Source organism: Candidatus Merdisoma sp. HCP28S3_D10, from assembly GCF_052065835.1.
Lineage (GTDB): Bacteria > Bacillota > Clostridia > Lachnospirales > Lachnospiraceae > Laedolimicola.
Genome location: NZ_JBQHTG010000004.1, coordinates 164,668 through 190,881, shown reverse-complemented (window position 1 = coordinate 190,881; position 26,214 = coordinate 164,668). Strand labels below are relative to the sequence as shown.

Here is a 26,214-nt window from a genome sequence, read left to right as displayed (position 1 = left end):
CATGAGTGAAAGCGAGCAGACTCCCATCTCCTTTTTCGAGGAAGATGTAACGGAGGAGATCAACCATGGAATCCGGGTAAGCAATCTGGCTTACTATGTGGCAAAGGAGCTGGGACTATACGAGAATCAGTGTCACGAGCTGGCTCTGGCCGGTATGGTACATGATATCGGGAAGCTCTGCGTGTCCGGTTATCTGTATGGCCGCAATAAGGATACCCTGAAAATTGAGGAAATGAAATATGTCCGGATGCACCCGCGTCTGGGCTACGACTTGCTGATGCGGGACGATTTCTCTGATTTTGTGGTGGAGAGCATTCTCTATCACCATGAGAATTACGACGGCTCCGGCTATCCGGAGAATCTGGCGGGGGATCAGATCCCGCTGGGAGCGAAGATTTTGCGGGTCTGCGACGTCTACGCGGCACTGACCTCGACCCGGCCCTACCGCGCCGCCTTTGATTCGGATACGGCGGTGGAGCTGATGATCGATGAAGTGAAAAATTTTGACATGAAAGTATTTCTGGCCTTCCAGCGGGCCATTCACGAAGAGGAATGGCAGGATAAATGGGCGCTGCCCGGCATGAAGGTCCGGATTACAGAGGAGGAGACGATATGATAACACAGGCACCAAGAGGAGTGGAAGACTGGTACGGCGAGCGGATGCATAAGCGCGCCTGGGTGGAAAAGCAGGCCAGAGAGCTGGCGCGCACCTACAATATGTCTGAGATTATTACCCCGATTTTTGAGCATACCGTGCTGTTTCAGCGCGGCGTAGGCGAGACTACCGACGTGGTACAGAAGGAGATGTATACCTTCGAGGATAAGGGCGGCAGAAGCATTACCCTGAAGCCGGAGGGAACAGCCGGGACTATGCGCGCTTACCTGGAGCGCAATCTCTATGCCAACCCGGCGCCCACCAAGCTGTACTATGTGACCCAGGCCTTCCGTTATGAGAAGCCCCAGAGCGGACGTCTCCGCCAGCATCACCAGTTCGGCGTGGAGTTCGTGGGATCCAAAAGCCCGCTGGCCGAGGTGGAAGTTATCTCCCTGGCAGCGAGCCTGATTAAGAAGCTGGGCCTGAAGGACGTGAAGCTTCATATCAACAGCATTGGCTGTCCCAACTGTAAGAAGGATTACAATGACGCACTGCTTGCGTATCTGAGAAAGCATGAGGACGCCCTGTGTCCCACCTGCCGGGAGCGTATGCAGAAAAATCCCATGCGTGTCATCGACTGCAAGGTTCCGGAGTGCAAGGAGATTGTAAAGGACGCGCCCCGCACCATCGATTATCTGGACGAGGAGTGCAGAAATCATTTTGAGGAGCTAAAGGCTCTTTTGACAGAGCTGGAGATTCCCTTTGAGGTAGATACAGGCATCGTCCGCGGTCTGGACTATTACACCAAGACCGTATTTGAGTTTGTCAATTCCGAGGGCTTCACCCTCTGCGGCGGCGGACGCTACGACGGCCTGATTCATGAGATTGACGAGAAGCAGGATATTCCGTCGGTAGGCTTTGGCATGGGAATTGAGAGAATCCTGTATTTCCTGGAGAAAGAGGGCGTGGAGCTTCCGGCTATGGAGACTCCGGATCTCTATGTGGGAATTCTGGGTGCGGAAGCGAAGGCAAAGGCGTATAAGCTGGTCAACGAGATCCGCAGCCACGGTCTGATTGTGGAGACCGATTATATGGATCGAAGCGTCAAGGCACAGATGAAGTACGCCAATAAGATCGGCGCGAAGAAGGTCGTGATCATCGGCGCGGACGAGCTTTCTAAGGGCGCGGCCAACGTAAAGGATATGGCGACCGGGGAGCAGACAGAGGTTTCCCTTGCGGAGCTTCCGAGCCTGTTTTAAGAGAGACACTGTTACAAGAATAGCGATAGATAAGAGAGGAAAAAAGTATGTTTCAGTCAAGAACACACACCTGTAACGAGCTGCGTCTCGCAAACGCAGGTGAAACCGTGACTTTGGTAGGCTGGTATGAGAACCTGCGGAAAGTCAGCAAAAACCTTGGTTTCCTGATCCTGAGAGATTTTTACGGAACCACCCAGGCTGTTATCGAGACCGAAGAAATGATGGCAAGACTAGCAGGCGTGAACACCGAGTCTACCCTGTCCATTACAGGCGTAGTCCGGGAGCGCTCCAGCAAGAACGCGGCGCTGCCCACCGGTGAGATTGAGGTGGTTCCCACCGATATCCAGGTGCTGGGACGCTGCCGTTATAATGAGCTGCCCTTCGAGATCAACCATTCCAAGGAGGCAGACGAGAATACCCGTCTGAAATACCGTTACCTTGACCTGCGTAATCCGGCTGTCAAGGATCGGATCGTACTTCGCAGCAATGTGGTAGCAGAGCTTCGGAGAAGCATGACCGATCACGGTTTCCTGGAGATTACCACTCCGATTCTGACCTGTTCTTCTCCGGAAGGCGCAAGAGATTATCTGGTACCCTCCAGAAACCATCCGGGCAAGTTTTACGCGCTGCCCCAGGCGCCCCAGCAGTTCAAGCAGCTCCTGATGACCTCCGGCTTTGACCGGTATTTCCAGATCGCTCCCTGCTTCCGCGACGAGGATGCCAGAGCAGACCGCTCTCCGGGAGAGTTCTATCAGCTGGATATGGAGATGGCGTTTGCCAGCCAGGAGGACGTATTCGCGGTGCTGGAGGATGTACTTCCGCCGGTATTTGAAAAATACGGCACCTACAATACCGCATCCAAGGCTCCGTTCCGTCGGATCTCTTACCATGACGCCATGGAAGTATACGGCTCAGATAAGCCGGATCTGCGCATCGATCTGGTGGTACAGGACGCTACCGAGTGTCTGGCAGACTGCGGCTTCGGCCCCTTTGAGGGACAGACCGTAAAGGCTGTGGTATTCAGCGATTTCAAGGCTACCCGTAAGGTGATTGACAAGATCTGCGCCGATACCGAGGTACAGACCGGCAATAAGGCGTACTGGTTCCGTCTGGACGAGAATGGCGAGCTGGTAGGCGGTATCTCTAAGTTCGTAACTGAGCGCAAGGATCAGGTGGTAGAGGCCCTGGGTCTGAAGGCCGGCGATTTCGTAGGTCTGACCGCAGGCAAGAAACTGGCAGCCCAGAAGACTGCAGGCGCTCTTCGTAAGATTCTCGGTAATACCGTAGAGGGTCATATGACAAAAGAATGCTATGAATTCTGCTGGATTGTAGACTTCCCCATGTATGAGATTGGCGAGGAGTCCGGCGAGCTGGAGTTCTGCCACAACCCGTTCTCCATGCCCCAGGGCGGCATGAAGGATCTGGAGGAGAAGAATCCGCTGGAGATCTACGCTTACCAGTACGATCTGGTCTGCAACGGCGTGGAGCTGTCCTCCGGCGCAGTCCGCAACCACGATCCGGAGATTATGGTAAAGGCCTTCGAGCTGGTAGGTCTGGGAGAGGATGATGTGAAAGCCAAGTTCCCGGCCATGTACAACGCGTTCTGCTACGGAGCTCCGCCTCACGCAGGTATCGCTCCCGGCGTAGACCGTATGGTGATGCTGCTGGCAGGCGAGGAGAGCATCCGCGAGATTATTCCGTTCCCCATGAACAAGACGGCACAGGACGTTATGATGGGCGCTCCGGCGACGGTAGATCCGAAGCAGCTGGCAGATGTGCATATCGCCATCGTAAAGGACGAGAAAGAAGAAAAGGAAGACTAGGAAAAGTAATACTTGTCAAAATTGCTATAAATTGGTAAAATAACAGTGTCGATAAAGGGTATGTCATGTGAAAAAGGCGCATATCCGGTCGGCACTGTTTTCTTATGAAACAGGATTCATTTTACACGATATGCAGCGCGGTGTCTTCCGCAGCTGTTCACGAAAGATAAAGGTCTGGATTTCAGTTCGAAATCAACACACCCAAAGTACGCCCAAGGGCGAAGTATGCAAAAATGATTTGTCCTTCATGTTTGGAGTTACGATGAATCTGTACGAGCATCAGAGTACCTGGAATGAAAACATGCCGCTGCGGGGATTTTTCTACTTCTCGGAATTATATCAGCGGTACTTGAAAAGGCAAAACATTAAGCTGACAGACGAGAAAAAGCCAGTGATGGTTCCATTCCCCAAGTATGTGGTGTTTTATAACGGAACAGCAATATGCCGGATCGGGTGGAAATGAAGCTTTCTGACTGTTTTTTAAAACCGGATCGGGAAGAAGGAGAATCTTGTCTGGAGTGTAAAGCGACCGTATTGAATATCAATGCGGGCCGGAATAATGACATGATGCGGAAATGCCGTAGATTATCAGATTATGCGGAGTTCATCGCGCAGATTCGCTGGAAGATGGATGAAGGCTGGTCCCTGGAAGAGGCAACGGAAATTAGCATCAAGCGGTGCATTGACAGGGGAATACTGGCAGATATCCTGACAAAACATGGAACGGGGCTGTGCAGGATGATACTGACAGAGTATGACGAACAGGAAGAACGGGAATATCAGAGAGCAGAAGGCCGTGCAGAAGGCCGGGAGTTAGGCTTGGCAGAAGGTCTTGCAGAGGGCCGCGCAAGGACTTTGCTTACGCAGATTCAGAAGAAGTATGCCAAGGGGAAATCCCTGCCTCAGATAGCAGAGGAACTGGAAGAAGAGGTGGAAAGCCTTTGTCCGTTATATGACCTGGTGACAAAGTATCCGGACAAAACGGTGGAGGAGCTGTTGGAGCTTTACCGGAAAGATAATCAATCTGTAAACCAATTATAAAAGGAAGACGGAAGGAAGCGGGAAGAGACCTGAAGAATCAGGCATTCCTGCTTCTTTTTTCTTTCTTAAACTATTCTTAAAAATATAGTACTTGACATTACATAGTAGTAGGTGTAACCTAATATCAGATGCAGACAGAACCGGGAGGGATGAGATGAACCCACAATTTAAAAAGGGCGTACTGGAGCTAATTGTGCTGGAGGCGGTACGCCGGAAGGATCGGTACGGGTATGAGCTGGTAGAGGAGGTTTCCCAGGTGATTGACGTCAATGAGGGAACGATCTATCCGCTTCTGAAGAGGCTGACCAACGAGCATTATTTTGAAACTTACCTGCGGGAATCCACAGAAGGCCCCCCAAGAAAATATTATCATCTGACGGCGTCGGGAATTCTTTACCGGGATTCCCTGGAGAAAGAGTGGATGGAATTTCAGCAGCAGGTGGGAAGGTACCTGAAGGAGGGAGAACAACATGAATAAAGCGTCATTTCTGACAGAACTTGCAGGGCACCTGCGGGTATTGGCGGAGCAGGAGCAGCAGGATATCCTGAATGAATACGCTCAGCATATTGATATGAAAATAAAAAAAGGAATGTCCGAGGAAGAGGCCATCGGAGATTTCGGCCCGGTGAAGGAGCTGGCGGCAGAGATCCTGGAGGCCTACCATGTGAATCCGGAATACGGCGATTGCAGCCGGAGAAAGCGGGTGGATCTGGAGAGCGCGGCTCAGTCGGCGGAAAAGGGACTCCGAAACGCGGGCAGCCTGGCCAAAAAGGCAGGAAAAGGAATCAGCAATGCGGCAAAGAAGGCTTCCGGACGGATGCGGGAATTCTTTCGCTGGATAGGGACGCCCTTTCACAGAGAGCCGGGGAAACATGTAAAAGGACAGAAGAAGTTCAGCTGCGTTTCGCTTCTTTACGGCCTTTGGGCCGTATGTGTGGATCTGATCCGCTGGTGCATCCGGCTGTGCTGGAACTGCTTCTGGATCTGTGTGGCGGCAGGTATGGGACTGGGAACCGTGGGCGTGATTTTCTGCTTCGGAACGCTGCTGATTCTCTGTCTGCAGGGTTATCCGCTTGTAGGCCTGACTCTGATGGGACTGGGCGGGATCTTAAGCGGCGGCGCGCTGACCTGTCTCTGCTGGGGACTGATCCGGAGAAAAAAGCAGGAAGAAGAGCCGGAAGAAGCAGAGGAAGAGATGGAAAGCGAGGACGGGGAGCCGGAAAAGGAGGAAGACGATGACCAGATTTCATAAAATCACACTTGGTATTTTCTGCGGCGGGATTCTGCTGGCGGGGATTGGAGCAGGCATATCCTTCGGAGAATTCTCCGGTATGTCTTACGGCGGTGAAGAGACGGTGGGAGCCTATGAGAAAACGACCAGAGAGATTAGCCGGGAAATCGACCCGGAGAGGGGCGTCTGGAGGATCGGCCGCTACTGGGGCGAGGAAATGGAGCCTGAGTTAGATGACAGCGTTCCGGAGAATACCGTAGTGTTCCGGATCACCTATAACGCAGAGCAGGTGGATCCGGAGGTGGAATACGTAGAGACAGAATATGAGGACGGGGAAGAAGGTCCCGCCCTGGAGATTTGGGCCGACTGGTACGGAAGCGACAATGAGCTGAAGGACATGATGGAAGCCAAGGATAAGGTGCTGGCCGGCCTTAGGCGGGGAGAACTGATTTCCATAAAGGGAGCGCCCGGTATCGAAAAGGTGGAGATCCGGATCAATCCGGCCAACAGGAAGGATATCCGAATTTTCTGAGAACAGAGTGAATAAAAGTAGAAAGACAGAAGAGCAGACAGAAGGAAGCATTATGATGATACAGGAACCATATCTCACACAGGCAAGACAAATCCACCGGGAATGTCCGGTGGCAGACGCTCATTTTGATCTGGCGGCGGAGGTGTACGAGCGCCGTCAGGCAGGGGAACAGAACGTGGTGGAACAGCGGTATCTGCCGCATTTTCAGGAGGCAGGGCTGAATATCCTGGTTTCTTCTATCTATCTTACAAACCGGGATTTGCCGGAGCTGGGGCTTCGGAAGGCTCTGGGGCAGATCACGGCCCTGAAGGAGGACATAGAGCCGGTGGGCGACCGCATCCGGGTGACTGTCAGCCGCGCGGAACTGGAAGAGAACCTGGTCGCAGGCCGTATCTCAGTTCTATTGTCCCTGGAGGGCCTCGATCCCCTGGGAAATGATCTGTCCCTGCTTCGGACCTTTTACGATCTGGGCGTCCGGGGCGCAGGCCTCACCTGGAGCCGCCGGAACGCCTTTGCCACCGGTTGCTGCACAGCGGGTCAGTTTAAAGAGATCCCAGGTGGTCTGACAGAGCTTGGCAAAGAGGCTATCCGGAGAATGGAACAGCTTGGCATGTGGCTGGATGTGAGCCACTTAAGCAACGACGGCTTCCGGGACGTCTGCGATCTGGCAGAGCAGCCCTTTATCGCCAGCCACTCCGACGCCTGGGCGGTCCATGAGAATTACCGGAATCTGACAGATAGCCAAATCCGGGACATCGCGGGACGCGGCGGCATCATCGGCCTGAACGCCTGCGGCTATCTGACGGGCGTAATGCCGGAAAAGGGGAGGTCTGCGGCAAAGGAAGCGGACGAAGCCCTCCTTCGCCTCTGTGAACATGCCGAACACCTGGTGCGTATCGCAGGTCCGGAGCATGTGGGCTACGGCTTTGATCTGTGTAAGGGATTAGAGGAGACGACCCCACGCCTCCGGTTTGAGACCGAGAATTATGACATACTGGCCCACCATGGAGAGATGGGGAAGCTGACGGCCCTGCTCTTGCAGCGGGGCATGGCTGCGGAAACGGTGCGGGGGATTGCGGGAGGCAATTTTCTGCGGTATTACCGGAGCATTCTTAAGTAAAATGCCAGCAGTTTTCCACCCTCCTCCCGGCGAAGCCGTTCCGGATGCCACTGTACCCCGATGACCGGCAGTCTTTCGTGGTACAGGGCTTCAACGACAAAATCGGGTCCGTACTGGGCCACCCGGAGTCCTTCGCCCACAGTCTCCACCGCCTGGTGGTGGGCGCTGTTGACCGGAAAGGAAGTTCCATAAAGCTGCGCCGGAAAAGTCCCCGGCGCAGCTTTTGTTGTGTGGATTCGATCCTGACCGTTCCAGGCATGAATCGCCCGGGAGTCTTCGGATAGGTTCTGAATCAGCGTGCCGCCGAAGGCCACATTGATCAGCTGGAGGCCTTTACAGATCCCCAGGACGGGCTTTCCGGCGGTCAGGAAGGCCTGCAGGAGGGAAAACTGTACGGAGTCCAGAAGCGAATCGATATTTACGGATCCTTTGTTTTCCCGGTGATAGAAAAAGGGGCTGATATCCCCGCCGCCGGGCAGTACCAGCCCGGCGAAGACCTCCGGGGAGGGAAGGTTATGCGCTGCCAGCAGGAGAGACAGATCCCGGTCCGTATCGCAGAGGGGCGTTGGCAGGGCGCCCAGCAGGGAAAAGGCTGCGCAGTAATTCCGGGTCTTATCCCGGAACCCGGCAATTAAAATTTTTTCAGGAGAAGGCTTCATATGGATCCCTGTACCAGAAGAATTTCTCATAATGTATGTTACAAAACAGAGAAAAAGAAGTCCTGTTTAAAGATTTTTTAAGAATTTATGAATGTCATTGAAGTTCTGAATATATGTGTTATTGTATTAGATGTTTAATACAGAGAAAAGGAGAACAACATGAGCGCACTGGTGGAAGTGAAGGACATCTGCAAGATCTACAATCCCGGAGAAAATGAGGTCCGGGCGCTGGATCATGTGAGTCTTTCCATAGAAACGGGAGAATTTGTAGCAATCATCGGCCAGTCCGGATCCGGCAAGTCCACTCTGATGAATATGCTGGGCTGCCTGGATACGCCCACCTCGGGCACCTATCTCTTAAACGGCAGAGACGTATCTACCCTGACGGACGATGAGCAGTCGGATATCCGCAATAAAGAAATCGGATTCATCTTCCAGGGCTTCAACCTGATCAGCAACCTGACAGCCCGGGAAAATGTGGAGCTGCCGCTGATTTACCGGGGCGTGCCCAGGCGGGAACGGGAGAGCCTGGCAGTAGACGCGCTGGAAATCGTGGGACTGGGACACCGGATGGATCACAAGCCCAATGAAATGTCGGGAGGCCAGCAGCAGCGTGTGGCCATTGCCCGGGCCATAGCGGCGAGGCCGCCGGTGATTCTGGCCGACGAGCCCACGGGAAATCTGGATTCGGCCTCCAGCAGGGAGATTCTGCAGATCCTGAAGGAGCTTTACAGGGGCGGGCGGACGGTAATCCTGATTACCCATGACAATGGTATCGCGGCCCAGGCAAAGCGGGTGATCCGGATTATGGACGGCCATATTGTAGAAGACTACAGCAACGAAGGCGTTACAGTTTAATACATAGAAAGAATGAGGCATGGAACATGGAAGAGAAGAAGAAAAAACGGCGGAAACGGGTGATCCTTGGAGGCGTGGCTGTGATTGTGGCGGCGGCAGCGATTCTGCCAAAGGCCTGCGGCGGATCCGGCTCCCCGGTGGTAACGGTGACAGAGGTGAGCGTAGGAAGCGTGACCCAGTCTGTGGACGGAAGCGGCGCAGTAGCCTCTCAGGAGGTGAAAACTTATTTTTCCCCGGTATCGGCGACAGTTGCGGAATGTGATCTGCAGGTGGGGGATACGGTAGAGGCCGGTCAGACGCTGCTGACCTATGACAGCGCCGAGCTGGAACAGCTCTATAAGCAGGCAGAGCTCACCGGAAGCGCGGCTGCTTACGGCTATCAGGATTCCCTCCAGAAGGATAGCAAGAATGCTTCCGAATACAGCCGTTCCTCCCAGGCCCTGGATATCATCAACCGCCAGCTTGACGAGGAAGATGACAATGTGGATCACCTGAATAAGCGTGTCAGCGAATATACCGGCTATCAGGGAGATTCCACCAATAAGCTGGCCGATCTGAAGAGTCAGCAGGACGCGGCGAAGGCGGCAATTGCGGAGTTAGATGCAGCAAACCAGACCCTGAAGGACGCAAAATTCGCGCTGGACAGTTCCAGCCTGGCACATGACAGCGAAGAGTATAAGAAGCTTCAGGACGCGGTAACCGTAGCGCAGAATGCCGTATCAGAAGCCACACCGGCGGCGCAACTGGCCCAGACTAATCTTCCGGGAATCGAGAAAAGCATTCAGGAGGAGCAGAAGAATTATCAGGCCATCGTGGAAAAGCTGGACAGCTATCAGGGCCGTTTAAAGGACGCCCAGGAAAATAAGAGTAAGCTGGAAACCAGCAAATCCAAGGAGGAAGGTATCAAGGATTCTGCGGACGCGGCAAAGCTTTCCGGCGCGGCCAAAAGCCAGCTGGCGGCCCAGAATAGCTTAAGTACACTGGAAGCCCAGATGACCAAAGAGGACATTCAGCAGGGCAGGGACGGCGTGAAGGCAGATTTTTCCGGCGTGGTAACGGGAGTTTCAGCCGTGGCAGGCGGTCCGGCAGCCAAGGGTGGAGCGCTGTTCACCATTGCCAGCAGCGAGGATGTGGTGGTGGAAATGAGTATCACCAAATACGATCTGGAGAAAATGGAAGAAGGGCAGAAGGCCACGGTGACGCTGGCAGGCCACACCTACGAGGGTACGGTAGCCAGACTCAGCCGGATTGCCGAGAAAAACGATAAAGGAACCCCGGTGGTAACCGCCCAGGTGAAGATAGACAACCCGGACGAAAACATTTATCTGGGGCTGGAGGCCAAGGTATCCGTACAGGGGCGGGCGGTAAAGGACGTTCTGGTGGTTCCGGCGGAGTGCGTCAACTCCGGGCAGGACGGGGATTTCTGCTATGTAGTCAATGAAAATGGCGTTGTAGAAAAGAAAGAGATTGAAAAAGGACTGGCTTCCGATGACACAGTAGAAATCAAATCCGGCCTGGCGGCAGGCGATAAAGTCATTTCCGGCGGCTTTACCACGGAGATTACCGAGGGAGCCCGTGTGACGGCAGTGGAGGAGTAGGGCATGGCACAGCTTTCAGAATATATAAAAATGGCCCTCGACAATATCCGGGCCAACAAGGGACGCTCCTTTCTGACCATGCTGGGAATCATCATCGGTATCTCCTCCGTCATTATGATTATGTCGGTGGGCGGAGGCGCCAAGGCGGAGATGAGCGATACGCTGAACGCCCTGGCCGGAGGGCAGATTTACATAGAGGTAAATGTAGACGGAAGCGGAGAAGCCCAGTATATTACGCCGGAGGATCTGCAGGCGGTGAAGGATAAAGTCTCCCACGTCAAAGGGGTGACGCCCGGGGACAGCATGTACGGCAGCATTCTGACTCCCAAGGGAAGCTTTGAAATGTACGCGACCACCGGAACGGCGGATCTGGAGTACACCCACAATCCCCAGATGGTGTACGGCCATTATTTCACAGATTCGGACGTGGAGGCTATGAATCTGGTGGCGGTGGTCAGCCAGAATGACGCCGTCAAAATGTTTGGAACCGACGATGTGGTGGGTATGACGGTGGAGGCTACCGTCTACAATGTAACCCAGGAAATTACCATCTGCGGCGTGATGAAGTCAGAGCAGGAAAGCGGAATGATGGGAGCCATGATGGGAACGGAACTGTATGTGAATTTTTATATGCCCTACACAGCCAATTACGCCTTTGGCTATGAGCTGGATTCGTTCTATGGCCTGAATGTGATTTCCGAGGGAAGCCAGTATTCCTCCCAGGTGGGGCAGGAGGCCTTAAGCCTTCTGGAAAGCCGCCATCAGGTGCAGGGAGAAAATGCTTTTATGCTCCAGGACGCGGACAGCCAGATAGCCCAGATTACCGGAGTGCTGGATATGATTACCGCTTTCATTGCCCTGGTAGCGGCCATTGCCCTGCTGGTAGGCGGGATTGGCGTTATGAATATCATGCTGGTATCGGTTACGGAGCGGACCCGGGAAATCGGTATCCGGAAAGCTTTGGGAGCAAGGACCGGCTCTATCATGCTGCAGTTCCTGGCAGAGTCGGCGATTATCACCTGCATGGGCGGCGTGATCGGGATTCTGCTGGGGCTTCTGGGAGCCTATGGGCTCTGCGCCCTTCCCATGCTGGGCTTCCGGCCTGCGGTGAGCCCGGTAACCATCGTGCTTGCCACGGTATTTTCCTCTGGGGTGGGTATTTTCTTCGGCCTTTATCCGGCGAAAAAGGCGGCAAAAATGAGTCCTATCGAGGCTTTGCGGCGGAATTAGTCCCGGCGGAATCGGGGGACAGATTTCGACAAAGAGTCGAAAAAGGTCGAAATTTCAAAGGGCAGAATTTGAGCTTTTTGCTTGAATTCTGTCCTGTTTTGAGGTATTATAAACGTACTTGGATTCCTCCGGCAGTCGTCGGAGTATCAGCGGCAATTCGCCGATTTTACCAAAGAAGAGAATTACAGAATTTTACAGATAATCACACAGGAAGAGTATATTTGACAGTCGGAAATGGAGTGGAAGAAGCTTGCGGTTTTGTCTGGCGGCGTATACAGACAAGGGTAAGACCCGAAAAGTCAATCAGGACGGACTTTTGCTGCAGCAGGCCGTCCGGGGACGGGAGCGGTATGTCCTGGCGGCGGTCTGCGATGGCATGGGCGGCCTGAATAAAGGAGAACTGGCCAGCAGCGAGGTGCTGGGCGGTCTGGCGGCGTGGTTCCGGAGGGAGCTTCCGGCGCTTATGTCCTCCCGGGATCCGGAAGGGGAGCTGCTGGGATCCTGGGAGCAGCTGGTACAGCTGGAAAATGAGAGGCTTTATCGTTACGGAAAGGAACAGGGACTTAAGCTGGGGACGACGCTGACGGCAGCGCTTTTTGCGGGAGACTCCTGGTACAGCGTCCATGCGGGAGACAGCCGCCTGTATGAGATTACGGATCGGACAGAGCAGCTGACCCGGGATCATTCCCTGGCGGCGGAGGCGGTGGAACAGGGAATTCTGACCCGGGAGGAAGGGGAACGGGATAGGAGACGCAGTATTCTGACCCGCTGTATCGGGGCAGGTCCGGAGGTGAAGCCGGAATACCGGCGGGGGTCTTTACACCAGGACGCGGTCTATCTGCTGTGCAGCGATGGTTTCTGGCATGGTAAGGAAAAGGGACAGCTGACAGAGGCATTTCCGCCCGGGAAGCTGACCCGGGAAAAGCAGCTTCAGAGAGCAGCCGCAAGACAGGCGGCAGAGAGCCGGAAAAAAGGGGAGACGGACAATATCTCGGCCTTGCTGATCCGCCCGCTTCCGGAGCGTGGAAAGAAAAGGGGAAAGAGATGCTGAGGCCGGGAACGCTCATAGGCGGAACCTATAAGATCCTGAATATCATAGGAAAAGGCGGCACGAGCGTAGTCTATCTGGCCATCAACGAAAAGGCCAATAAGCCCTGGGCAGTCAAGGAGCTTGCGCGGGAGGAGTTCCGGGATCTGGAGGCGGATAAAAAGGAGATTGCCCTGATGAAGCGCCTGAAGAATCCCCATCTGCCCAGTATCGTAGATGTGCTGGAGGAAGAGGGTCGCCTGCTGATTGTGATGGATTACGTGGAGGGACAGACCCTGGAGGCCCTGATACGGGAAGAGGGAGCCCGGCCGGTGGCACAGGTGCTGGACTGGGCGGGGCAGCTCTGCGAGGTGCTGTCTTATCTGCATGGACAGGATCCACCTGTTATCTACCGGGATATGAAGCCCGCCAATGTAATGCTGCGGCCGGACGGAACCATTGTCCTGATTGATCTGGGGGCCGCCCGGGAATTCAGGCCGGATCAGCAGAACGATACGGTGGCTCTCGGAACCTGCGGTTACGCGGCGCCGGAGCAGTATGAGGAAGAGGAACAGAGCGACGCCCGGACCGATATCTATTGCATGGGCGTGATGCTGTTCCAGCTTCTGACCGGGGAGGGTCCCCATCGCCTGCAGCCGGTGCGGGCCGTACGGCCGGAGGTGCCCGGTGGCCTGGAGGCCATTGTGGAGCGCTGTGTACAGGCAGATAAGGAAAGGCGGTATCAGAGCGCGGAAGAGCTTAAGGACGCCCTGGATCATTATTGGGAGCTGGACGAGGCCTACCGGGAGGCACAGAAGAGAAAGCTGCGGCGGTTCGCGGCGGCGGCCGCAGGGACGCTTTTTCTGGGGATCTGCGCCGGGGTGAGTGCCGGGGCGGAGAGAAGGCTCAGGGGAGACAGCTATGAGGCCTGTCTTTTGGCAGCGCGGAACGCGGCGGAAAAGGAGGTGGAGCTTGGAGCCTATGAGAAGGCCATCGGTCTCAATCCCGTCCGGGCAGAGGCCTGGCTGGGACTTTTGGAGGAAGGCTTTCTGGACGACGGAATTCTGACGGAGCAGGAGAGTGAAAGGCTCCGCCTGCTTTGCCTGCAGTTTGGAAAAGGCGGGAAAACCAGGGAGCAGAAGTTCCGGGAAAATAAGGCAGGCTACGGGGAATTTGCCTACCGGCTGGGCCTTGCCTACTTTTATGAGTACGGGGGCAGCGCAGGGAAGAAGAACGCGAAGCCCTGGCTGGAGGCCGCGGCCCTGGGGGACCGGCTTGGGGATCGGCAGAAAAGCAGGGCTGGGCGGCTGTACGCCATAGCAGAGTATTATGCCCGGATTGGCCAGGCCAACGCAGCCGGAGACGAGCTGATTTCCTACGGGCAGTACTGGGCCGATCTAAGAGAGCTGACCCGGGGCGATCTGGTGGCGGAGGATAATGCCAGAACCGCCCTGGTGATGTACCGGGAGCTGGTGGGGCAGATTTTGGCCCGGGGCGTGGAATTTCGGAAGGCAGGCGTTTTAAGAAAAGATCTGGAGGAGACCCTGGAGGAACTGCGTGTGCGTCTTGAGGAGGATTTTAAAGGACTGTCGCAGGCAGAGCGGGACATGCTTTCAGCGGAGAAGGATAAGCTTAAGGAGCAGCTCCGGCAGGCGTACCGGCTGCTGGAGTCCATCTATGGAAGGAGAGAGTGAATATGGGAGAGGTGACTACAAAGATTTTATTTTTTCACCGGCTATTTTTGGCGTTTCTGGTGGGAACGCTTTTTTCCCTGGTCGGAACGGCAGCCCTGTATGTGCGCTGGCAGATAGGACCGGCGGTGGCATGCCTGATTCGGAGCAGAAGAGAAAAAACGGGCAGAGAAGAGGAGGCGGAACCGGAATTTCAGATAGAGCGGGAGAAGCTTATCGTCTTTAGCCGGGAACGGATAGGAGGAAGAGTGTGAAGAAAAGAAGAAAGCTTCTATATCTTCTTCTGACAGTCTGCAGCGTACTGTGGCTGGCAGCGGGAGACGCCGCGCGGGCAGAGGAAGAGACAGACGCAGTGGAGGAGACGGAGGAAGGGGAAGAGCATCCGGGAACGGAGGAAAAGCCGAAGCTGAAAGAGCTGCAGATCCGGGGCAGGGAGGCAGGCGTTTTTCCGACAGCCGCAGGGGAAGCCATGCTTTACGAAGCCTGCGAAGGGGCGGACGTGCAGCTTACCTTCTGTATCAAAAAGGAGGAGGACTGGAACCCGCAGGAGCTGAAGCTGGAGTTTGTGGAACGGGAGAGCGGACGGAAGGTCTGGGAAGGAACCGGAGAGGATTTAGAAATAAACTGGAAAGAAATGGAAGAATCCGTTCTCCATGCCGGTGTGCTGGAATTTGACGGGGAGACTGACCGGGACGGCGTCTACCAGTTACGGATTTCTTATGGAGAAAGCTGGGAGAGCCAGCCGTTCATTCTGGATCACAGGGCACCCCGGATCCGGGTGGAACGTACGAAGCCGGTACGGATCCTGGACGGAGCGGGGGCAGATCTGGAAAAGGGCGCGGCTCCGACGAAGGATTGTACCGCTTATTATAAAGATGATATCCAGGTGATTCTTACCATCGAAGAAAAGTATGCCAGACCCCTTTGGAAGGACGGGCTTCTGACGGGGCTCGAGGGTCTTAAGACCCGTGTCAACGGAGAGGCGGAAGCGCTTCGTTGGGAGCAGACAGGGGAAGATACCTTTCGGGGAAGCATGACCCTTTCCACAGAGCAGGCCTGGCGCTTTCAGAGCGTCTTTCGGGACGCGGCAGGCAACCGGGCGGAAGCAGAAGACGAGGAAACGCGGGCCTGTCTGGAGGCGGGGATCTACGAGAGCCCGGGGCTTGTCATCGACCGGACAGGGCCGAGGGTAAGCCTTTCCCGGAACCGGGAACCGGAGGCCGAGTATCAGGGACGGAGTTATTTCGCAGAGGCTGTGACGCTTTCGCTGGAGGTCTTCGATGAAAACCTCAGGCTGGGAGAGCTGCAGGCAGCGCTTTCCCGTCTGCGGGCAGAGGACAGCGAGGGTAAGGCTGTGACGGAAACCTCTCTTTCGGGCGTCCTGAAAGAATGGAATCCCGGGGAAATCCTGACGGGCAGCAGGACGTTTCGGCTTCCTGTCTCCACAGAGGCCAATTACCGGATTCCTTTTGGCTTTACCGATCTGGCCGGGAACCCGGCTGTCTGGGCGGAATCGGGAAAAGAGATTGGTTCCTATGCGCTTTGCCTGACGGTAGATGGGACGGCACCGGAGCTGCCGGAGTTTCAGGCAGTGCCTGGGGTTTTTGTGCCCTGTGCCCCCGGCGGCTGGCTGTTTTCCGCTTCTCCGGTGGAACTGACGGTCAGCGGCAGGGACAGGACGGCGGGAATCCGGAGGCTTCGCTGTACGGTGACAGATGAGGAGAGGAAAAGCTCGATCCGGGAACAGACGCTGGAGCCGTCGGCCACCGGAAGTCTTACCTGGGTTTTTCCCGCGGAAGAAATGGGAGCGGACTTTAAAGGAACCCTGAAGGCAGAAGTCTGGGACTGGACGGGAAGACGTTCGGAGAAGCTTCTGAACTGCGGGATAGAGAGCGAGGCCATGCATCAGAAGGCGGCGGAAAATCAGCTGATGATCCGCACAGCGCCCAGCCGGGTGGTGGACGGGCAGACGTATTACAATACCGATGTGGAGCTGGAACTGCAGGCAGCGGATTCATTTTCCGGCCTGCGGGACTGGACTATCCGGGCGGACGGAAGGGTACGGAGCAGACAGACCTATAACCCGGAAGCTTCGGACGCAGAGGCTTATGGGGAAACGCTTGTATACAGAGCAGCAGAGACGCTTTCGCTGGCTGCCGCGGATTATAATCATAATGGGGTGCGTGTAGAGTCGGAATTTACCGATCAGGCAGGACATAAAAGCCGGGCGGAAGTAAACCTGTCGATCGATGTGACAAAGCCGGTGGTTACCGTGGCGTATGAAGAAAATCAGCCGGTTCACGGGAACTATTACCGGCAGCCCCGTACTGCGGTTGTAACGATCCGGGAGCGGAATTTCGATGAGCGGGATGTAAAATTCCGGATAACCGGGCCGGAGGGAGCAGCGCCTGTTGTAAGCGGCTGGACCCACAGCGGAAGCGGAGAAGCGGCGCTCCATACCTGCCGCCTTGTATTCGACAAGGACGGAGTCTATGCGTTTGGAGTGGAGTTTCAGGATCTGGCCGGAAATCAGGCAGATTATGATCGGACAGATCGCTTTGTGATCGATTGCACCGCGCCGGAGCTTACGGTTACCTGGGATAACAGGGAAGCCCGGAATGAGTTTTATTATAAGGAAAAGCGGACAGCCAGGCTGGAGCTTCGGGAAGAGCATTTTGATCCGGAGGAGTTTGATATCCGGTTGGAGACGGAGGAAGCAGCGGGCAGAAAGCCACAGATTTCCGGCTGGAGCAGCCAGGGAGCGGTACATACGGCGTATGTGCATTTTACGGAGGACGGTGCCTATCAGTTCGCCGTGACGGGAAGGGATCTGGCCGGGAATGAATTAAGCCGCTGGGAATCCGAGCGCTTTGTGGTGGATCAGACGCCGCCGGAGCTTGAGATCAGCGGCGTCCGTAACCATTCCGCCAACAATGGGGAGGTGCGCCCGGAGATCCGGAGCGCAGACGCCCATTACGATCCGGCCGGGGAAACTATCTCCCTTAAGGGCCGGAAAAATGGAACAGTAAAGCTGTCCGGCAGTCTGAGCCGGAGTGGGGACGGAATGGAATACCAGCTGGAGGATATTCCCGGGGATCCGGAGTGGGACGATCTGTATACCCTGCAGGCAGCTGTGACGGATCTGGCAGGCAACCGGAGCGAGGAAACGGTTTTATTTTCGGTAAACCGTTATGGTTCTGTCTATACGCTGGACGAGGCGACGGAAGAACTGGCGGGCGAAGGGGGAAGCTATTATACCCGGGAAGCGCCGGAGCCTGTGATTATCGAAACCAACGTGGATACGCTGACCTTCCGGGAGCTGATCTGCAGCCGGAACGGCGAGTCCGAGATCCTTATGGAAGGAACGGATTATCAGGTCACGAAAAGCGGAGAGGAGGGCTGGCAGCAATATACCTGGCGGATCGGAAAAGATAATTTCAGGGAGGACGGAGTTTATGCGCTGACCCTGTATTCGGAGGATCGGGCCTGCAATGCCTCGGACAACCGCAGTAAAGGGAAGCGGCTGGAATTCGCTGTGGATCGGACGGCTCCGGTGATTCTGATTTCCGGAATCGAGGAGAACGGACGCTACCGGGAAGCCGAGAGGACGGTTTTACTGGACGTGGAGGACAATCTGGGACTTCGTGAAGTCCGTGTACGGCAGAACGGAGAACTGCGGATTCTGGAGGGCGACGAGCTTCGAAGGACAGAGGGGCGCTTACAGCTTTCCCTGACGGCCTCCGACGACTGGCAGGAGCTTTCCGTGGAAGCGGTTGACCTGGCAGGCAACCGGGCAGAAGGGAAAACCATTCGGTTTTTACTGACGCCCAGCCGCCGGGTTCTGCTTTGGCAAAACCGGAAGCAGAGGGAAGAACTCCTCCCGGGCTTGACAATTCTGGCCGTAGGGAGTATCATAACAACGGTTTTTCTGTGCCGACAGAAGAGCCGGAAAAACACAAAGCGGAAAAGTGAAAATAAGGATTGACACAGAAGAATAGTTGTGTTAAGATATCATGGTGACAGAAAGCAGAGTATCCACTCTCACCTTAGCGCAGACGGCGACTCGGGTTTATGATTATCGAAGAAGCAGGTTTAAGAACAGCCTTGTGATTAGATATTTAAGTGGATAGTCTGACTATCCACTTTTTTTAGTTTTTTTCTTTCTTAGAAGGAGGGCACTACAATTAGCGATTTAATGATTAACGAACAGATCCGGGATAAGGAGATTCGCCTGATTGGCGCTGACGGAGAGCAGCTTGGCATCATGTCTGCAAGAGATGCGATGAAGATTGCCCGGGAAGCAGAACTGGACCTGGTGAAGATTGCACCGACGGCGAAGCCGCCTGTATGCAAGATCATTGATTACGGCAAGTACAAGTACGAGCAGGCGAGAAAAGAAAAGGAAGCCAAGAAAAAGCAGAGAACCATCGAGATTAAGGAAGTTCGTCTGTCACCGAATATTGAGGAGAACGACCTGAACACCAAGGTGGGCGCTGCCAAGAAGTTCATCCAGAAGGGTGATAAAGTAAAGGTAACCTTACGTTTCCGCGGAAGAGAGATGGCCCACGTACAGAAGACAAAGCAGATTCTTGATATATTTGCGGAGAAGATGGCGGACGTTGCTGTAGTAGAAAAGGCTCCGAAGATGGAAGGCCGTCAGATGATGATGTTTCTGGCAGAGAAGCGTCAGTAAAATATGGAAATCAACCGCGGAAGCGGCAATGATTTGATAGAAATTTGGAAAAGGATACTAGGATAGGAGGAGTATATAAAATGCCAAAAATTAAGACAAGCAGAGCAGCTGCAAAGCGTTTCAAAGTAACAGGTACAGGCAAACTCAAGAGAATGAAAGCTTATAAGAGCCATATCTTAACCAAGAAATCTCAGAAGAGAAAGAGAAATCTCAGAAAAGCTACCATTACGGATGCAACCAACGTAAAGAGCATGAAGAAGATTCTGCCGTATCTGTAAGTTTCAGTACAGAACAGGCGGAAGTGAGAAGTTTCAAGGAGGAAAGAAGAAATGGCAAGAATTAAAGGCGGTTTAGGCGCTAAGAAAAGACATAACAGAGTATTAAAGCTCGCTAAGGGATACAGAGGAGCAAGAAGCAAGCAGTACCGTGTAGCAAAGCAGTCCGTGATGAGAGCACTGACCAGCTCCTACGCAGGAAGAAAAGAGAGAAAGCGTCAGTTCCGTCAGCTTTGGATCGCACGTATCAACGCTGCAGCACGTCTGAACGGACTTTCCTACAGCAAGTTCATGTATGGACTGAAGCAGGCTGAGGTTGAGCTGAACCGTAAGGTACTGGCTGACATGGCAGTAAATGATCCGGCTGGATTCGCTACTCTGGCAGAAGTTGCTAAGAGCAAGCTGGCATAAGACCGAACAAACAGAGCGCATGATGCAGCCGCAGGCTGCGCATGGCGCTCTTTGTTGATTTTCTGGAGGAAAATAAAATGACAGAGATTACCATTATTTCCGGCTTCCTGGGAGCAGGAAAGACAACACTGATTAAGAAGCTTCTGGAAGAGGTATTCAAGGGCGAAAAGATCGTACTGATTGAGAATGAGTTCGGCGAGATCGGAATCGACGGCGGCTTCCTGAAGGAGGCGGGCGTACAGGTCAATGAGATGAATTCCGGTTGTATCTGCTGCTCTCTGGTGGGAGATTTCGGAACCGCTCTGAAGGAGGTCATCGATACCTACGCGCCGGATCGGATTCTGATTGAGCCGTCAGGCGTAGGCAAGCTGTCTGACGTTATGAAAGCAGTCCAGAATGTGGCAGGTCACATGGACGTGCATATCGACAGCTCCCTGGTAGTCGTAGACGGTAAGAAATGCAAGATGTACATGAAAAATTTCGGCGAGTTCTTCAATAACCAGGTAGAACATGCAGGTACCATCGTGCTGAGCCGCACCCAGAGCATGACCGAGGAGAAGCTTCAAGAGGCTGTAGCCATGCTGCGGGAGCACAATGCGAAGGCAACCATGATTACCACTCCCTGGGATCAGTTAAACGGCAGACAGATTCTGGACGCTATGAAGCATGCAGAGCTGGATATGGGCGACCTGCATCATGAGGAACATGACCATGAGCATGACCATGAGCACGATCACCACGACCATGAGCATCATCATGATCACGATCATGACCACGGCGAGGGCTGCACCTGTGGCTGCCATGACCACGATCATCACCATCATCACGATCACGAGGGACACCATCATGCAGACGAGGTATTTACCAGCTGGGGTGTAGAAACTCCGAAGCGTTTTGAAAAAGAAGAGCTGGAGAAGATTCTGGAAACCTTAAGCAAGTCCGGCCTGTACGGCCTGATTCTGCGGGCAAAGGGTATCATTCAGAGCACAGACGGAAGCTGGATGGAGTTTGATTTTGTGCCGGAGGAGTATGAGATCCGCCAGGGCAATCCGGATTACACGGGACGTCTCTGCGTCATTGGCTCTCTGCTTGACGAGGATGGTCTGAAAGAGCTTTTCGGAGTATAAAGAGGAAGAATATATGGCTAACAAGATACCGGTTTATATGGTAAATGGTTTTCTGGAGAGCGGAAAAACCACATTTATACAGGAAACTCTGTCGGATCCGTATTTTTCAGACGGCGGAAAAACCCTTCTCATTGCCTGCGAAGAGGGCGAGGAGGAATATGATCTGCATATTCTGGAGTCCTACGACGTCACCCTGGTTTCCATCGAGGGCAAGGCCGAGTTTACCAGGGAATTTCTGGAGGATTGCCAGAAGAAGTATAAGCCCAGTCAGGTTATGATTGAGTGGAACGGCATGTGGGGCATGCAGCTGTTCCGGGAAATGGATCTTCCCCGGGGCTGGTTCTACGCCCAGGGTATTACCCTGGTAGACGCAGGAACCTTTGATCTGTATATGCAGAACATGAAATCCCTGTTCATGGATATGGTGCAGGATTCGGATTTGGTAATTTTTGACAGATGTGTAGAGGGAACGAAGGCAGCCTCCTACAAGCGCAATATCCGCGCGGTAAATCCCCGCGCCCAGGTGGAATTCGAGCAGGAGGGCGGCGAGATTTTCGAGTTTGAGGACGAGCTTCCCTTTGATCTCAATGCAGAGATCATCGATATCAGTGATATCGACTACGGAATCTGGTATGTGGACGCTATGGATCATCCGGAGCACTACGATGGCAAAACTATCCGTTTTAAGGGCAGGGTTATGAAACCGCGCCGCATGACACCGGGATATTTTGTGCCGGGCAGAAAGGCAATGACCTGCTGCGCGGACGACACGGTATTCCTGGGCTTCCTGTGCAGAAGCCACAATGTGGATAAGCTGAAAAACGGTCAGTGGCTGACCGTGACCGCCAAGGTTTACGTGGAGAAGCGTGACGAATATTCCGGAGAGGAAGGGCCGGTTCTTTATACCAAAGCCCTGAAATCCGCAGAGCCTCCCGAAGAGGAAATGGTTTACTTCTAAAATAAAAACTAAAATTTAGTGTAAAATAATACTTTACAGGAAATATTTTTTCTGGTAAGATAAGTCCAACAGTAAACAAAGGCAGTTTGCGTAAGCAGACTGCCTTTTCTGTTTTTCGGCAGGGGAACATGCCGGGACACAGTCTTACAGCTGGGCGAGGAGGAATTATTATGGACAACATTGATTTGAGTATCTTGAAGTGTCTCAGGGAAAATTCCCGTCAGACGGCGTCAACCATCAGCCAGACCATCAATCTGTCCGTATCGGCGGTCATCGAGCGGATCCGGAAGATGGAAGCAAAGGGCGTGATTCAGAAGTATACGGTGCTGCTGGACGAGAAGCAGCTGGGCAACGACCTGACGGTCTTTATATCCGTACGTCTGGAGCATCCCAAATACGGAAAAGAATTCGCGGAGGCAGCTGCCCGGCATGGAAATGTGTCCGAGTGCTATTATATCGCGGGGGACGTGGATTATCTGCTGAAGGTTGTGACAGATTCATCCAGAAGCCTGGAGGTGATTCATCAGGATATCAAGGAAATGCCCGGTGTGTCCTGGACCAAAACTCTATATGTACTATCGACCATCAAAAACGACGTATCTGTCCTGCCCGGGGAACTTTAATCCCGGGCGGGATTTTTTAGTTCTTTTTCACTTTAGAGGAAAGACTTGACACTTTGGGAAAGTTGGAATATGCTCATAGAACGGACATTTATATTCAGAAAAAGGAAAGAGGAATTTGCCGTGAGAGAAATCAAAGCAGGCGAGTACTATCGCCATTTTAAAGGCGGCCAGTATCAGGTGACAGCCATTGCGCGGGACGCGAATACGGAAGAAAAGGTGGTGGTATACCAGGCGCTTTACGGAGAGGAAGAATTCTGGGTGCGCCCCTACGAAGAGTTTGCAAGCGAAGTGGACAGGGAGAAGTATCCGGACGCAGAGCAGACCTGGCGCTTTGAGAAAATCGAAGAACCACAGCAGATGAATCCGCTGCTGCTCCGGTTCCTGGAGGCAGAGAGCTATCGGGACAAGCTGGAGCTGTTTCAGGCGTGGGAGGCCTATGCGGACGAGCAGCTGCTGGAGAGTATCGCGGTTTCTCTGGACATTACACTGGGTCATGGATCTGTAAAGGAGAAATACAGGGAGATTCTGAACTGTCTGAAAACCATGGAGCATTTTGAGACAGATCGGTTTCGCTAAGAGGGAGAGGAAGGAATGGATATTGTAATCATCGGGGACGGAAAAGTGGGCCATAAGCTCGCTATGCAGCTGTCCGGTGAAAAATACAATGTGACACTGATTGAAAAAAACGAGAGAAAGATAAAGGACGCGATCAATGAGATGGACGTTTCCTGCGTGGTGGGAGACGGAGCAAGCGCGGACATCCAGCGTAAGGCAGATGTGCCCGGGGCCGATCTGGTGATTGCCTGCGCTTCCACAGACGAGATGAATCTGTTCTGCTGTCTGCTGGCGAGAAAGCTGGGAGCCAAACAGACCATCGCCCGTGTGCGGAATCCGATTTATCATAATCAGATCGATTTGCTGAAGGAGGATCTGAAGCTGAGTATGGCGGTAAATCCGGAGCGTGCCCTGGCGGGGGAGATATCACGGGTTCTGATCTTCCCGTCTGCGGCGAAGCTCGAGACCTTCGTAAAGGGCCGGGTCGAGCTGGTGGAGGTGACCTATCCGTCTCACAGCTCCATTGAGGGTCTTTCTTTAAGTGAGTTATATAAAAAGCATCAGATCAAAATGCTGGTCTGCGCGGTGCAGCGGGATGGGGAGGTCTATATTCCCGATGGTAATTTTGTGCCCAAGTCCGGCGACAAGATCAACATCACAGCTTCCCATTCGGAGATTGAGAAGTTCCTGAAGCTTACCAAGGGTATCATCGGCAAGGCTAAAAATGTCATGATCTGTGGCGGCGGCCGGGTGGCCTATTATCTGGGCAGCCAGCTTCTGGAGCTGGGTATGCAGGTCAAGATTATAGAGGTGGACGAAAAGCGCTGCATGGAGCTGTGCGATCTGCTTCCCCAAGCGACGATTATCCATGGCAATGCCACCGATCATGAGCTTCTGGAGGAGGAAGGAATCTCCAAGGCAGACGCCTTTGTAACCCTGACCGGTATGGATGAGGAAAATATCATCATGTCTATGTACGCGAAAAGCCGTCGTGTACCCAAGGTCGTAACCAAGGTCAACGACGAGGGTCTGCAGAGCATGGTGGATCAGCTGGGCATGGAGAGCGTGGTTTCTGCGAAGAACGTTACGGCCAACGCGATTACCAGCTATGTGCGCGCCATGCGGAATTCCATGGGAAGCGCCAATGTGGAGACGGTGTATAAGCTGATTGGCGGCAAGATCGAGGCGCTGGAGTTCCGGATCCGGGAGAAAACCAGGTACACCGGTATTCCGCTGAAGGATCTGAAGCTGAAGAGCAACCATCTGGTAGCCTGCATTGTACGGAACCGCCGTACCATCATACCAGGCGGAAATGATACGCTGGAGGTAGGCGATAGTGTCATTGTCATTTCCATGGGACAGGGTCTCGAGGATTTGCAGGACATCATGCGCTAGTGGGGGAAAGCTATGAATTACGGAATGATAAGATACATTGTGGGGAAAATGCTTCTGACAGAAGGTTTTCTGCTGCTTTTCCCGGCCGTTGTGTCATTTTTATATGGGGAAACGGAAGGTATCAGCTTCCTGATAACCGCGGGATTTCTGGTTCTGGTGTCTCTTCTGGGATCCGGAAAGCCGAAGCATTCCTCCATTTACGCAAAAGAAGGGTTTCTGATTGTGGCGCTGGCCTGGATTCTGTGGTCTGTGTTCGGAGCGCTTCCCTTCGTTTTTTCGGGAACCATTCCCCGGTTTGAGGATGCGGTTTTTGAAGTGGTATCCGGCTTTACGACTACCGGATCTACGATTCTGAAGGAGATAGAGAGCCTTCCAAAGGGCATGAATTTCTGGCGCTGCCTGACCCACTGGGTAGGCGGTATGGGCGTGCTGGTCTTTGTTATGACGGTAATTCCCTTAAGCAAACGGAATTCTATGTTCCTGATGCGGGCGGAGATGCCGGGTCCCACCTGTGATAAGCTGGTGCCGAAGGCGCGTACCACCGCCAGGATTCTGTATACTATGTATCTGGGACTTTCCCTGGCAGAGGTGATTTTTCTGCTGGCGGGAGGCATGAACCTTTACGAGGCGGTTATCCATACCTTCAGTACCGCGGGTACCGGAGGCTTTTCCAACCGGAATGCCAGCATCGCGGCCTTTGACAGCGCCTATATCGACGGCGTGATTACGGTCTTTATGCTGCTGTTCGGCATCAACTTCAACCTGTATTTCCTGCTGCTGATGAAAAATATCAAGGGCTTTTTCCGGAACGAGGAGCTGAGGACCTATCTGGGAATTGTGGCGGCAGCGATTGCACTGATCACGATTAATATTATGAATCTGTACGGCGGCGTGCTGCACGCTTTCCGTTACGCGGCCTTCCAAGTGGTATCGGTTATTACGACCACCGGCTTTGTGACGGCAAATTTTGATTTGTGGCCGGAGTTTTCCAAGACCATTCTGCTGCTTCTGATGGTGGTGGGAGCCTGCGCCGGAAGCACGGGCGGCGGCATGAAGGTGTCCCGTATCATGATTCTGGGCCGGACCATCACCAGGGAAACCAAGCAGATTCTGCATCCCAAGTCAGTCAATGTGGTGAAACTGGATGGCAAGCGCCTGACGGATGAGGAGACCCATGGGGTCTATGTGTATACTATCTGCTATTTTGTGATCTTATGTGTGTCTGTACTGCTGATTTCGGTGGATAACTTTGATTTTACCACGAACTTTACGGCTGTATTGACTACCCTGAATAACGTGGGACCGGGTCTGGCAAAGGTGGGTCCCGTGGAGAACTTCTCCGCCTTTTCCGCCTTTTCCAAGATTGTGTTGAGCTTTGATATGCTGATTGGCCGTCTGGAAATCCTGCCGATTATGATGCTGCTCGCGCCGGTGACCTGGCGGAAGAAGTTTTAAGCGTACGTATCAGTGGCATGTTTGGAAAAACTATGCTATAATCTATGAGAATTGAAA

Annotated in this window: 25 protein-coding genes; 24 read left to right on the top strand and 1 reads right to left on the bottom strand. The window is 53.7% G+C overall.

The window, feature by feature from the left end; all coding sequences use genetic code 11:
- The first annotated feature begins 1 nt into the window (after position 1).
- The 8 genes from ACTNCH_RS11315 (at position 2) to ACTNCH_RS11280 (ending at position 7,602) form a co-directional block, all read left to right on the top strand.
- Positions 2-616 (top strand): HD-GYP domain-containing protein, encoded by a 615-nt coding sequence (locus ACTNCH_RS11315; RefSeq protein WP_441018037.1) that lies wholly within the window; start codon positions 2-4, stop codon positions 614-616.
- Positions 613-1,854: a histidine--tRNA ligase gene (hisS, locus tag ACTNCH_RS11310; RefSeq protein WP_441018039.1), complete on the top strand. Its 1,242-nt coding sequence runs from the start codon at positions 613-615 to the stop codon at positions 1,852-1,854. The genes ACTNCH_RS11315 and hisS overlap by 4 nt, the downstream gene beginning before the upstream one ends.
- A 47-nt stretch (positions 1,855-1,901) precedes the next feature.
- Positions 1,902-3,677 carry an aspartate--tRNA ligase gene (aspS, locus tag ACTNCH_RS11305; RefSeq protein ID WP_441018041.1) on the top strand — a complete coding sequence of 592 codons (1,776 nt, stop codon included), beginning with the start codon at positions 1,902-1,904 and terminating at the stop codon, positions 3,675-3,677.
- Positions 3,678-4,118: 441 nt separating this feature from the next.
- Positions 4,119-4,718, top strand: a complete 600-nt coding sequence (locus tag ACTNCH_RS11300; protein ID WP_441018043.1) for a hypothetical protein — start codon at positions 4,119-4,121, stop codon at positions 4,716-4,718.
- Positions 4,719-4,872: 154 nt separating this feature from the next.
- Positions 4,873-5,196, top strand: coding sequence for a PadR family transcriptional regulator (locus tag ACTNCH_RS11295; protein WP_441018045.1), 324 nt, complete (start codon positions 4,873-4,875; stop codon positions 5,194-5,196).
- The gene (locus ACTNCH_RS11290) at positions 5,189-5,971 is read left to right on the top strand and encodes a DUF1700 domain-containing protein (protein ID WP_441018047.1); all 783 of its coding nucleotides are present in this window, start codon (positions 5,189-5,191) and stop codon (positions 5,969-5,971) included. The genes ACTNCH_RS11295 and ACTNCH_RS11290 overlap by 8 nt, the downstream gene beginning before the upstream one ends.
- Positions 5,955-6,482, top strand: a complete 528-nt coding sequence (locus ACTNCH_RS11285; RefSeq protein ID WP_441018049.1) for a hypothetical protein — start codon at positions 5,955-5,957, stop codon at positions 6,480-6,482. Before ACTNCH_RS11290 ends, ACTNCH_RS11285 begins: the two co-directional genes overlap by 17 nt.
- 7 nt (positions 6,483-6,489) lie before the next feature.
- The gene (locus ACTNCH_RS11280; RefSeq protein ID WP_441018051.1) at positions 6,490-7,602 is read left to right on the top strand and encodes a dipeptidase; all 1,113 of its coding nucleotides are present in this window, start codon (positions 6,490-6,492) and stop codon (positions 7,600-7,602) included.
- On the opposite strand, the gene ACTNCH_RS11275 is transcribed toward ACTNCH_RS11280, so the two are convergent.
- A complete protein-coding gene (locus ACTNCH_RS11275; RefSeq protein ID WP_441018053.1) occupies positions 7,581-8,261 on the bottom strand; it encodes a gamma-glutamyl-gamma-aminobutyrate hydrolase family protein in 681 nt (226 codons plus the stop codon). The two genes, ACTNCH_RS11280 and ACTNCH_RS11275, sit on opposite strands and share 22 nt — an antisense overlap.
- A gap of 159 nt (positions 8,262-8,420) precedes the next feature.
- Here ACTNCH_RS11275 and ACTNCH_RS11270 point away from each other — a divergent pair, with 159 nt between their 5' ends.
- The 16 genes from ACTNCH_RS11270 (at position 8,421) to ACTNCH_RS11195 (ending at position 26,157) form a co-directional block, all read left to right on the top strand.
- Positions 8,421-9,119, top strand: a complete 699-nt coding sequence (locus ACTNCH_RS11270; protein WP_441018055.1) for an ABC transporter ATP-binding protein — start codon at positions 8,421-8,423, stop codon at positions 9,117-9,119.
- Between the two features lie 26 nt (positions 9,120-9,145).
- Entirely contained in the window at positions 9,146-10,717 is a 1,572-nt protein-coding gene (locus ACTNCH_RS11265) for an efflux RND transporter periplasmic adaptor subunit (RefSeq protein WP_441018057.1), read from the top strand.
- Between the two features lie 3 nt (positions 10,718-10,720).
- Positions 10,721-11,947 carry an ABC transporter permease gene (locus ACTNCH_RS11260; RefSeq protein WP_441018059.1) on the top strand — a complete coding sequence of 409 codons (1,227 nt, stop codon included), beginning with the start codon at positions 10,721-10,723 and terminating at the stop codon, positions 11,945-11,947.
- Positions 11,948-12,197: 250 nt separating this feature from the next.
- Positions 12,198-12,998 (top strand): PP2C family protein-serine/threonine phosphatase, encoded by an 801-nt coding sequence (locus tag ACTNCH_RS11255; protein WP_441018061.1) that lies wholly within the window; start codon positions 12,198-12,200, stop codon positions 12,996-12,998.
- Positions 12,992-14,668 (top strand): serine/threonine-protein kinase, encoded by a 1,677-nt coding sequence (locus ACTNCH_RS11250; RefSeq protein WP_441018063.1) that lies wholly within the window; start codon positions 12,992-12,994, stop codon positions 14,666-14,668. The genes ACTNCH_RS11255 and ACTNCH_RS11250 overlap by 7 nt, the downstream gene beginning before the upstream one ends.
- Positions 14,669-14,670: 2 nt before the next feature.
- Entirely contained in the window at positions 14,671-14,919 is a 249-nt protein-coding gene (locus ACTNCH_RS11245; protein ID WP_441018065.1) for a hypothetical protein, read from the top strand.
- The gene (locus ACTNCH_RS11240; RefSeq protein ID WP_441018067.1) at positions 14,916-18,650 is read left to right on the top strand and encodes an Ig-like domain-containing protein; all 3,735 of its coding nucleotides are present in this window, start codon (positions 14,916-14,918) and stop codon (positions 18,648-18,650) included. Before ACTNCH_RS11245 ends, ACTNCH_RS11240 begins: the two co-directional genes overlap by 4 nt.
- 210 nt (positions 18,651-18,860) lie before the next feature.
- Positions 18,861-19,358 carry a translation initiation factor IF-3 gene (infC, locus tag ACTNCH_RS11235; protein WP_441018069.1) on the top strand — a complete coding sequence of 166 codons (498 nt, stop codon included), beginning with the start codon at positions 18,861-18,863 and terminating at the stop codon, positions 19,356-19,358.
- Between the two features lie 80 nt (positions 19,359-19,438).
- A complete protein-coding gene (rpmI, locus tag ACTNCH_RS11230) occupies positions 19,439-19,636 on the top strand; it encodes a 50S ribosomal protein L35 (protein WP_087165851.1) in 198 nt (65 codons plus the stop codon).
- 51 nt (positions 19,637-19,687) lie between these two features.
- The gene (rplT, locus tag ACTNCH_RS11225) at positions 19,688-20,044 is read left to right on the top strand and encodes a 50S ribosomal protein L20 (RefSeq protein ID WP_158363222.1); all 357 of its coding nucleotides are present in this window, start codon (positions 19,688-19,690) and stop codon (positions 20,042-20,044) included.
- A 77-nt stretch (positions 20,045-20,121) separates the two neighbouring features.
- Positions 20,122-21,171 (top strand): GTP-binding protein, encoded by a 1,050-nt coding sequence (locus ACTNCH_RS11220; RefSeq protein WP_441018072.1) that lies wholly within the window; start codon positions 20,122-20,124, stop codon positions 21,169-21,171.
- A gap of 13 nt (positions 21,172-21,184) precedes the next feature.
- On the top strand, positions 21,185-22,129 hold the full coding sequence (locus tag ACTNCH_RS11215) for a TIGR03943 family putative permease subunit (RefSeq protein WP_441018074.1): 945 nt from the start codon (positions 21,185-21,187) through the stop codon (positions 22,127-22,129).
- Between the two features lie 170 nt (positions 22,130-22,299).
- The gene (locus tag ACTNCH_RS11210; RefSeq protein WP_441018076.1) at positions 22,300-22,752 is read left to right on the top strand and encodes an Lrp/AsnC family transcriptional regulator; all 453 of its coding nucleotides are present in this window, start codon (positions 22,300-22,302) and stop codon (positions 22,750-22,752) included.
- Positions 22,753-22,872: 120 nt separating this feature from the next.
- Complete coding sequence (locus ACTNCH_RS11205) at positions 22,873-23,328, top strand: DUF1653 domain-containing protein (protein WP_441018078.1); 456 nt, start codon at positions 22,873-22,875, stop codon at positions 23,326-23,328.
- Between the two features lie 15 nt (positions 23,329-23,343).
- Positions 23,344-24,702, top strand: a complete 1,359-nt coding sequence (trkA, locus tag ACTNCH_RS11200) for a Trk system potassium transporter TrkA (RefSeq protein WP_441018080.1) — start codon at positions 23,344-23,346, stop codon at positions 24,700-24,702.
- Positions 24,703-24,714: 12 nt separating this feature from the next.
- The gene (locus ACTNCH_RS11195; protein ID WP_441018082.1) at positions 24,715-26,157 is read left to right on the top strand and encodes a TrkH family potassium uptake protein; all 1,443 of its coding nucleotides are present in this window, start codon (positions 24,715-24,717) and stop codon (positions 26,155-26,157) included.
- The last annotated feature ends 57 nt before the right edge of the window (positions 26,158-26,214 follow it).

Coding starts and splice junctions, on each gene's coding strand:
- ACTNCH_RS11270 (WP_441018055.1), top strand. CDS start 8,421: ATGAGCGCACTGGTGGAAGTGAAGGACATCTGCAAGATCTACAATCCC.
- trkA (WP_441018080.1), top strand. CDS start 23,344: ATGGATATTGTAATCATCGGGGACGGAAAAGTGGGCCATAAGCTCGCT.
- ACTNCH_RS11295 (WP_441018045.1), top strand. CDS start 4,873: ATGAACCCACAATTTAAAAAGGGCGTACTGGAGCTAATTGTGCTGGAG.
- aspS (WP_441018041.1), top strand. CDS start 1,902: ATGTTTCAGTCAAGAACACACACCTGTAACGAGCTGCGTCTCGCAAAC.
- ACTNCH_RS11250 (WP_441018063.1), top strand. CDS start 12,992: ATGCTGAGGCCGGGAACGCTCATAGGCGGAACCTATAAGATCCTGAAT.
- ACTNCH_RS11275 (WP_441018053.1), bottom strand. CDS start 8,261: ATGAAGCCTTCTCCTGAAAAAATTTTAATTGCCGGGTTCCGGGATAAG.
- ACTNCH_RS11210 (WP_441018076.1), top strand. CDS start 22,300: ATGGACAACATTGATTTGAGTATCTTGAAGTGTCTCAGGGAAAATTCC.
- ACTNCH_RS11265 (WP_441018057.1), top strand. CDS start 9,146: ATGGAAGAGAAGAAGAAAAAACGGCGGAAACGGGTGATCCTTGGAGGC.
- ACTNCH_RS11215 (WP_441018074.1), top strand. CDS start 21,185: ATGGCTAACAAGATACCGGTTTATATGGTAAATGGTTTTCTGGAGAGC.
- hisS (WP_441018039.1), top strand. CDS start 613: ATGATAACACAGGCACCAAGAGGAGTGGAAGACTGGTACGGCGAGCGG.
- infC (WP_441018069.1), top strand. CDS start 18,861: ATGATTAACGAACAGATCCGGGATAAGGAGATTCGCCTGATTGGCGCT.
- ACTNCH_RS11300 (WP_441018043.1), top strand. CDS start 4,119: ATGCCGGATCGGGTGGAAATGAAGCTTTCTGACTGTTTTTTAAAACCG.
- rplT (WP_158363222.1), top strand. CDS start 19,688: ATGGCAAGAATTAAAGGCGGTTTAGGCGCTAAGAAAAGACATAACAGA.
- ACTNCH_RS11220 (WP_441018072.1), top strand. CDS start 20,122: ATGACAGAGATTACCATTATTTCCGGCTTCCTGGGAGCAGGAAAGACA.
- ACTNCH_RS11245 (WP_441018065.1), top strand. CDS start 14,671: ATGGGAGAGGTGACTACAAAGATTTTATTTTTTCACCGGCTATTTTTG.
- ACTNCH_RS11285 (WP_441018049.1), top strand. CDS start 5,955: ATGACCAGATTTCATAAAATCACACTTGGTATTTTCTGCGGCGGGATT.
- ACTNCH_RS11195 (WP_441018082.1), top strand. CDS start 24,715: ATGAATTACGGAATGATAAGATACATTGTGGGGAAAATGCTTCTGACA.
- ACTNCH_RS11260 (WP_441018059.1), top strand. CDS start 10,721: ATGGCACAGCTTTCAGAATATATAAAAATGGCCCTCGACAATATCCGG.
- ACTNCH_RS11290 (WP_441018047.1), top strand. CDS start 5,189: ATGAATAAAGCGTCATTTCTGACAGAACTTGCAGGGCACCTGCGGGTA.
- rpmI (WP_087165851.1), top strand. CDS start 19,439: ATGCCAAAAATTAAGACAAGCAGAGCAGCTGCAAAGCGTTTCAAAGTA.
- ACTNCH_RS11315 (WP_441018037.1), top strand. CDS start 2: ATGAGTGAAAGCGAGCAGACTCCCATCTCCTTTTTCGAGGAAGATGTA.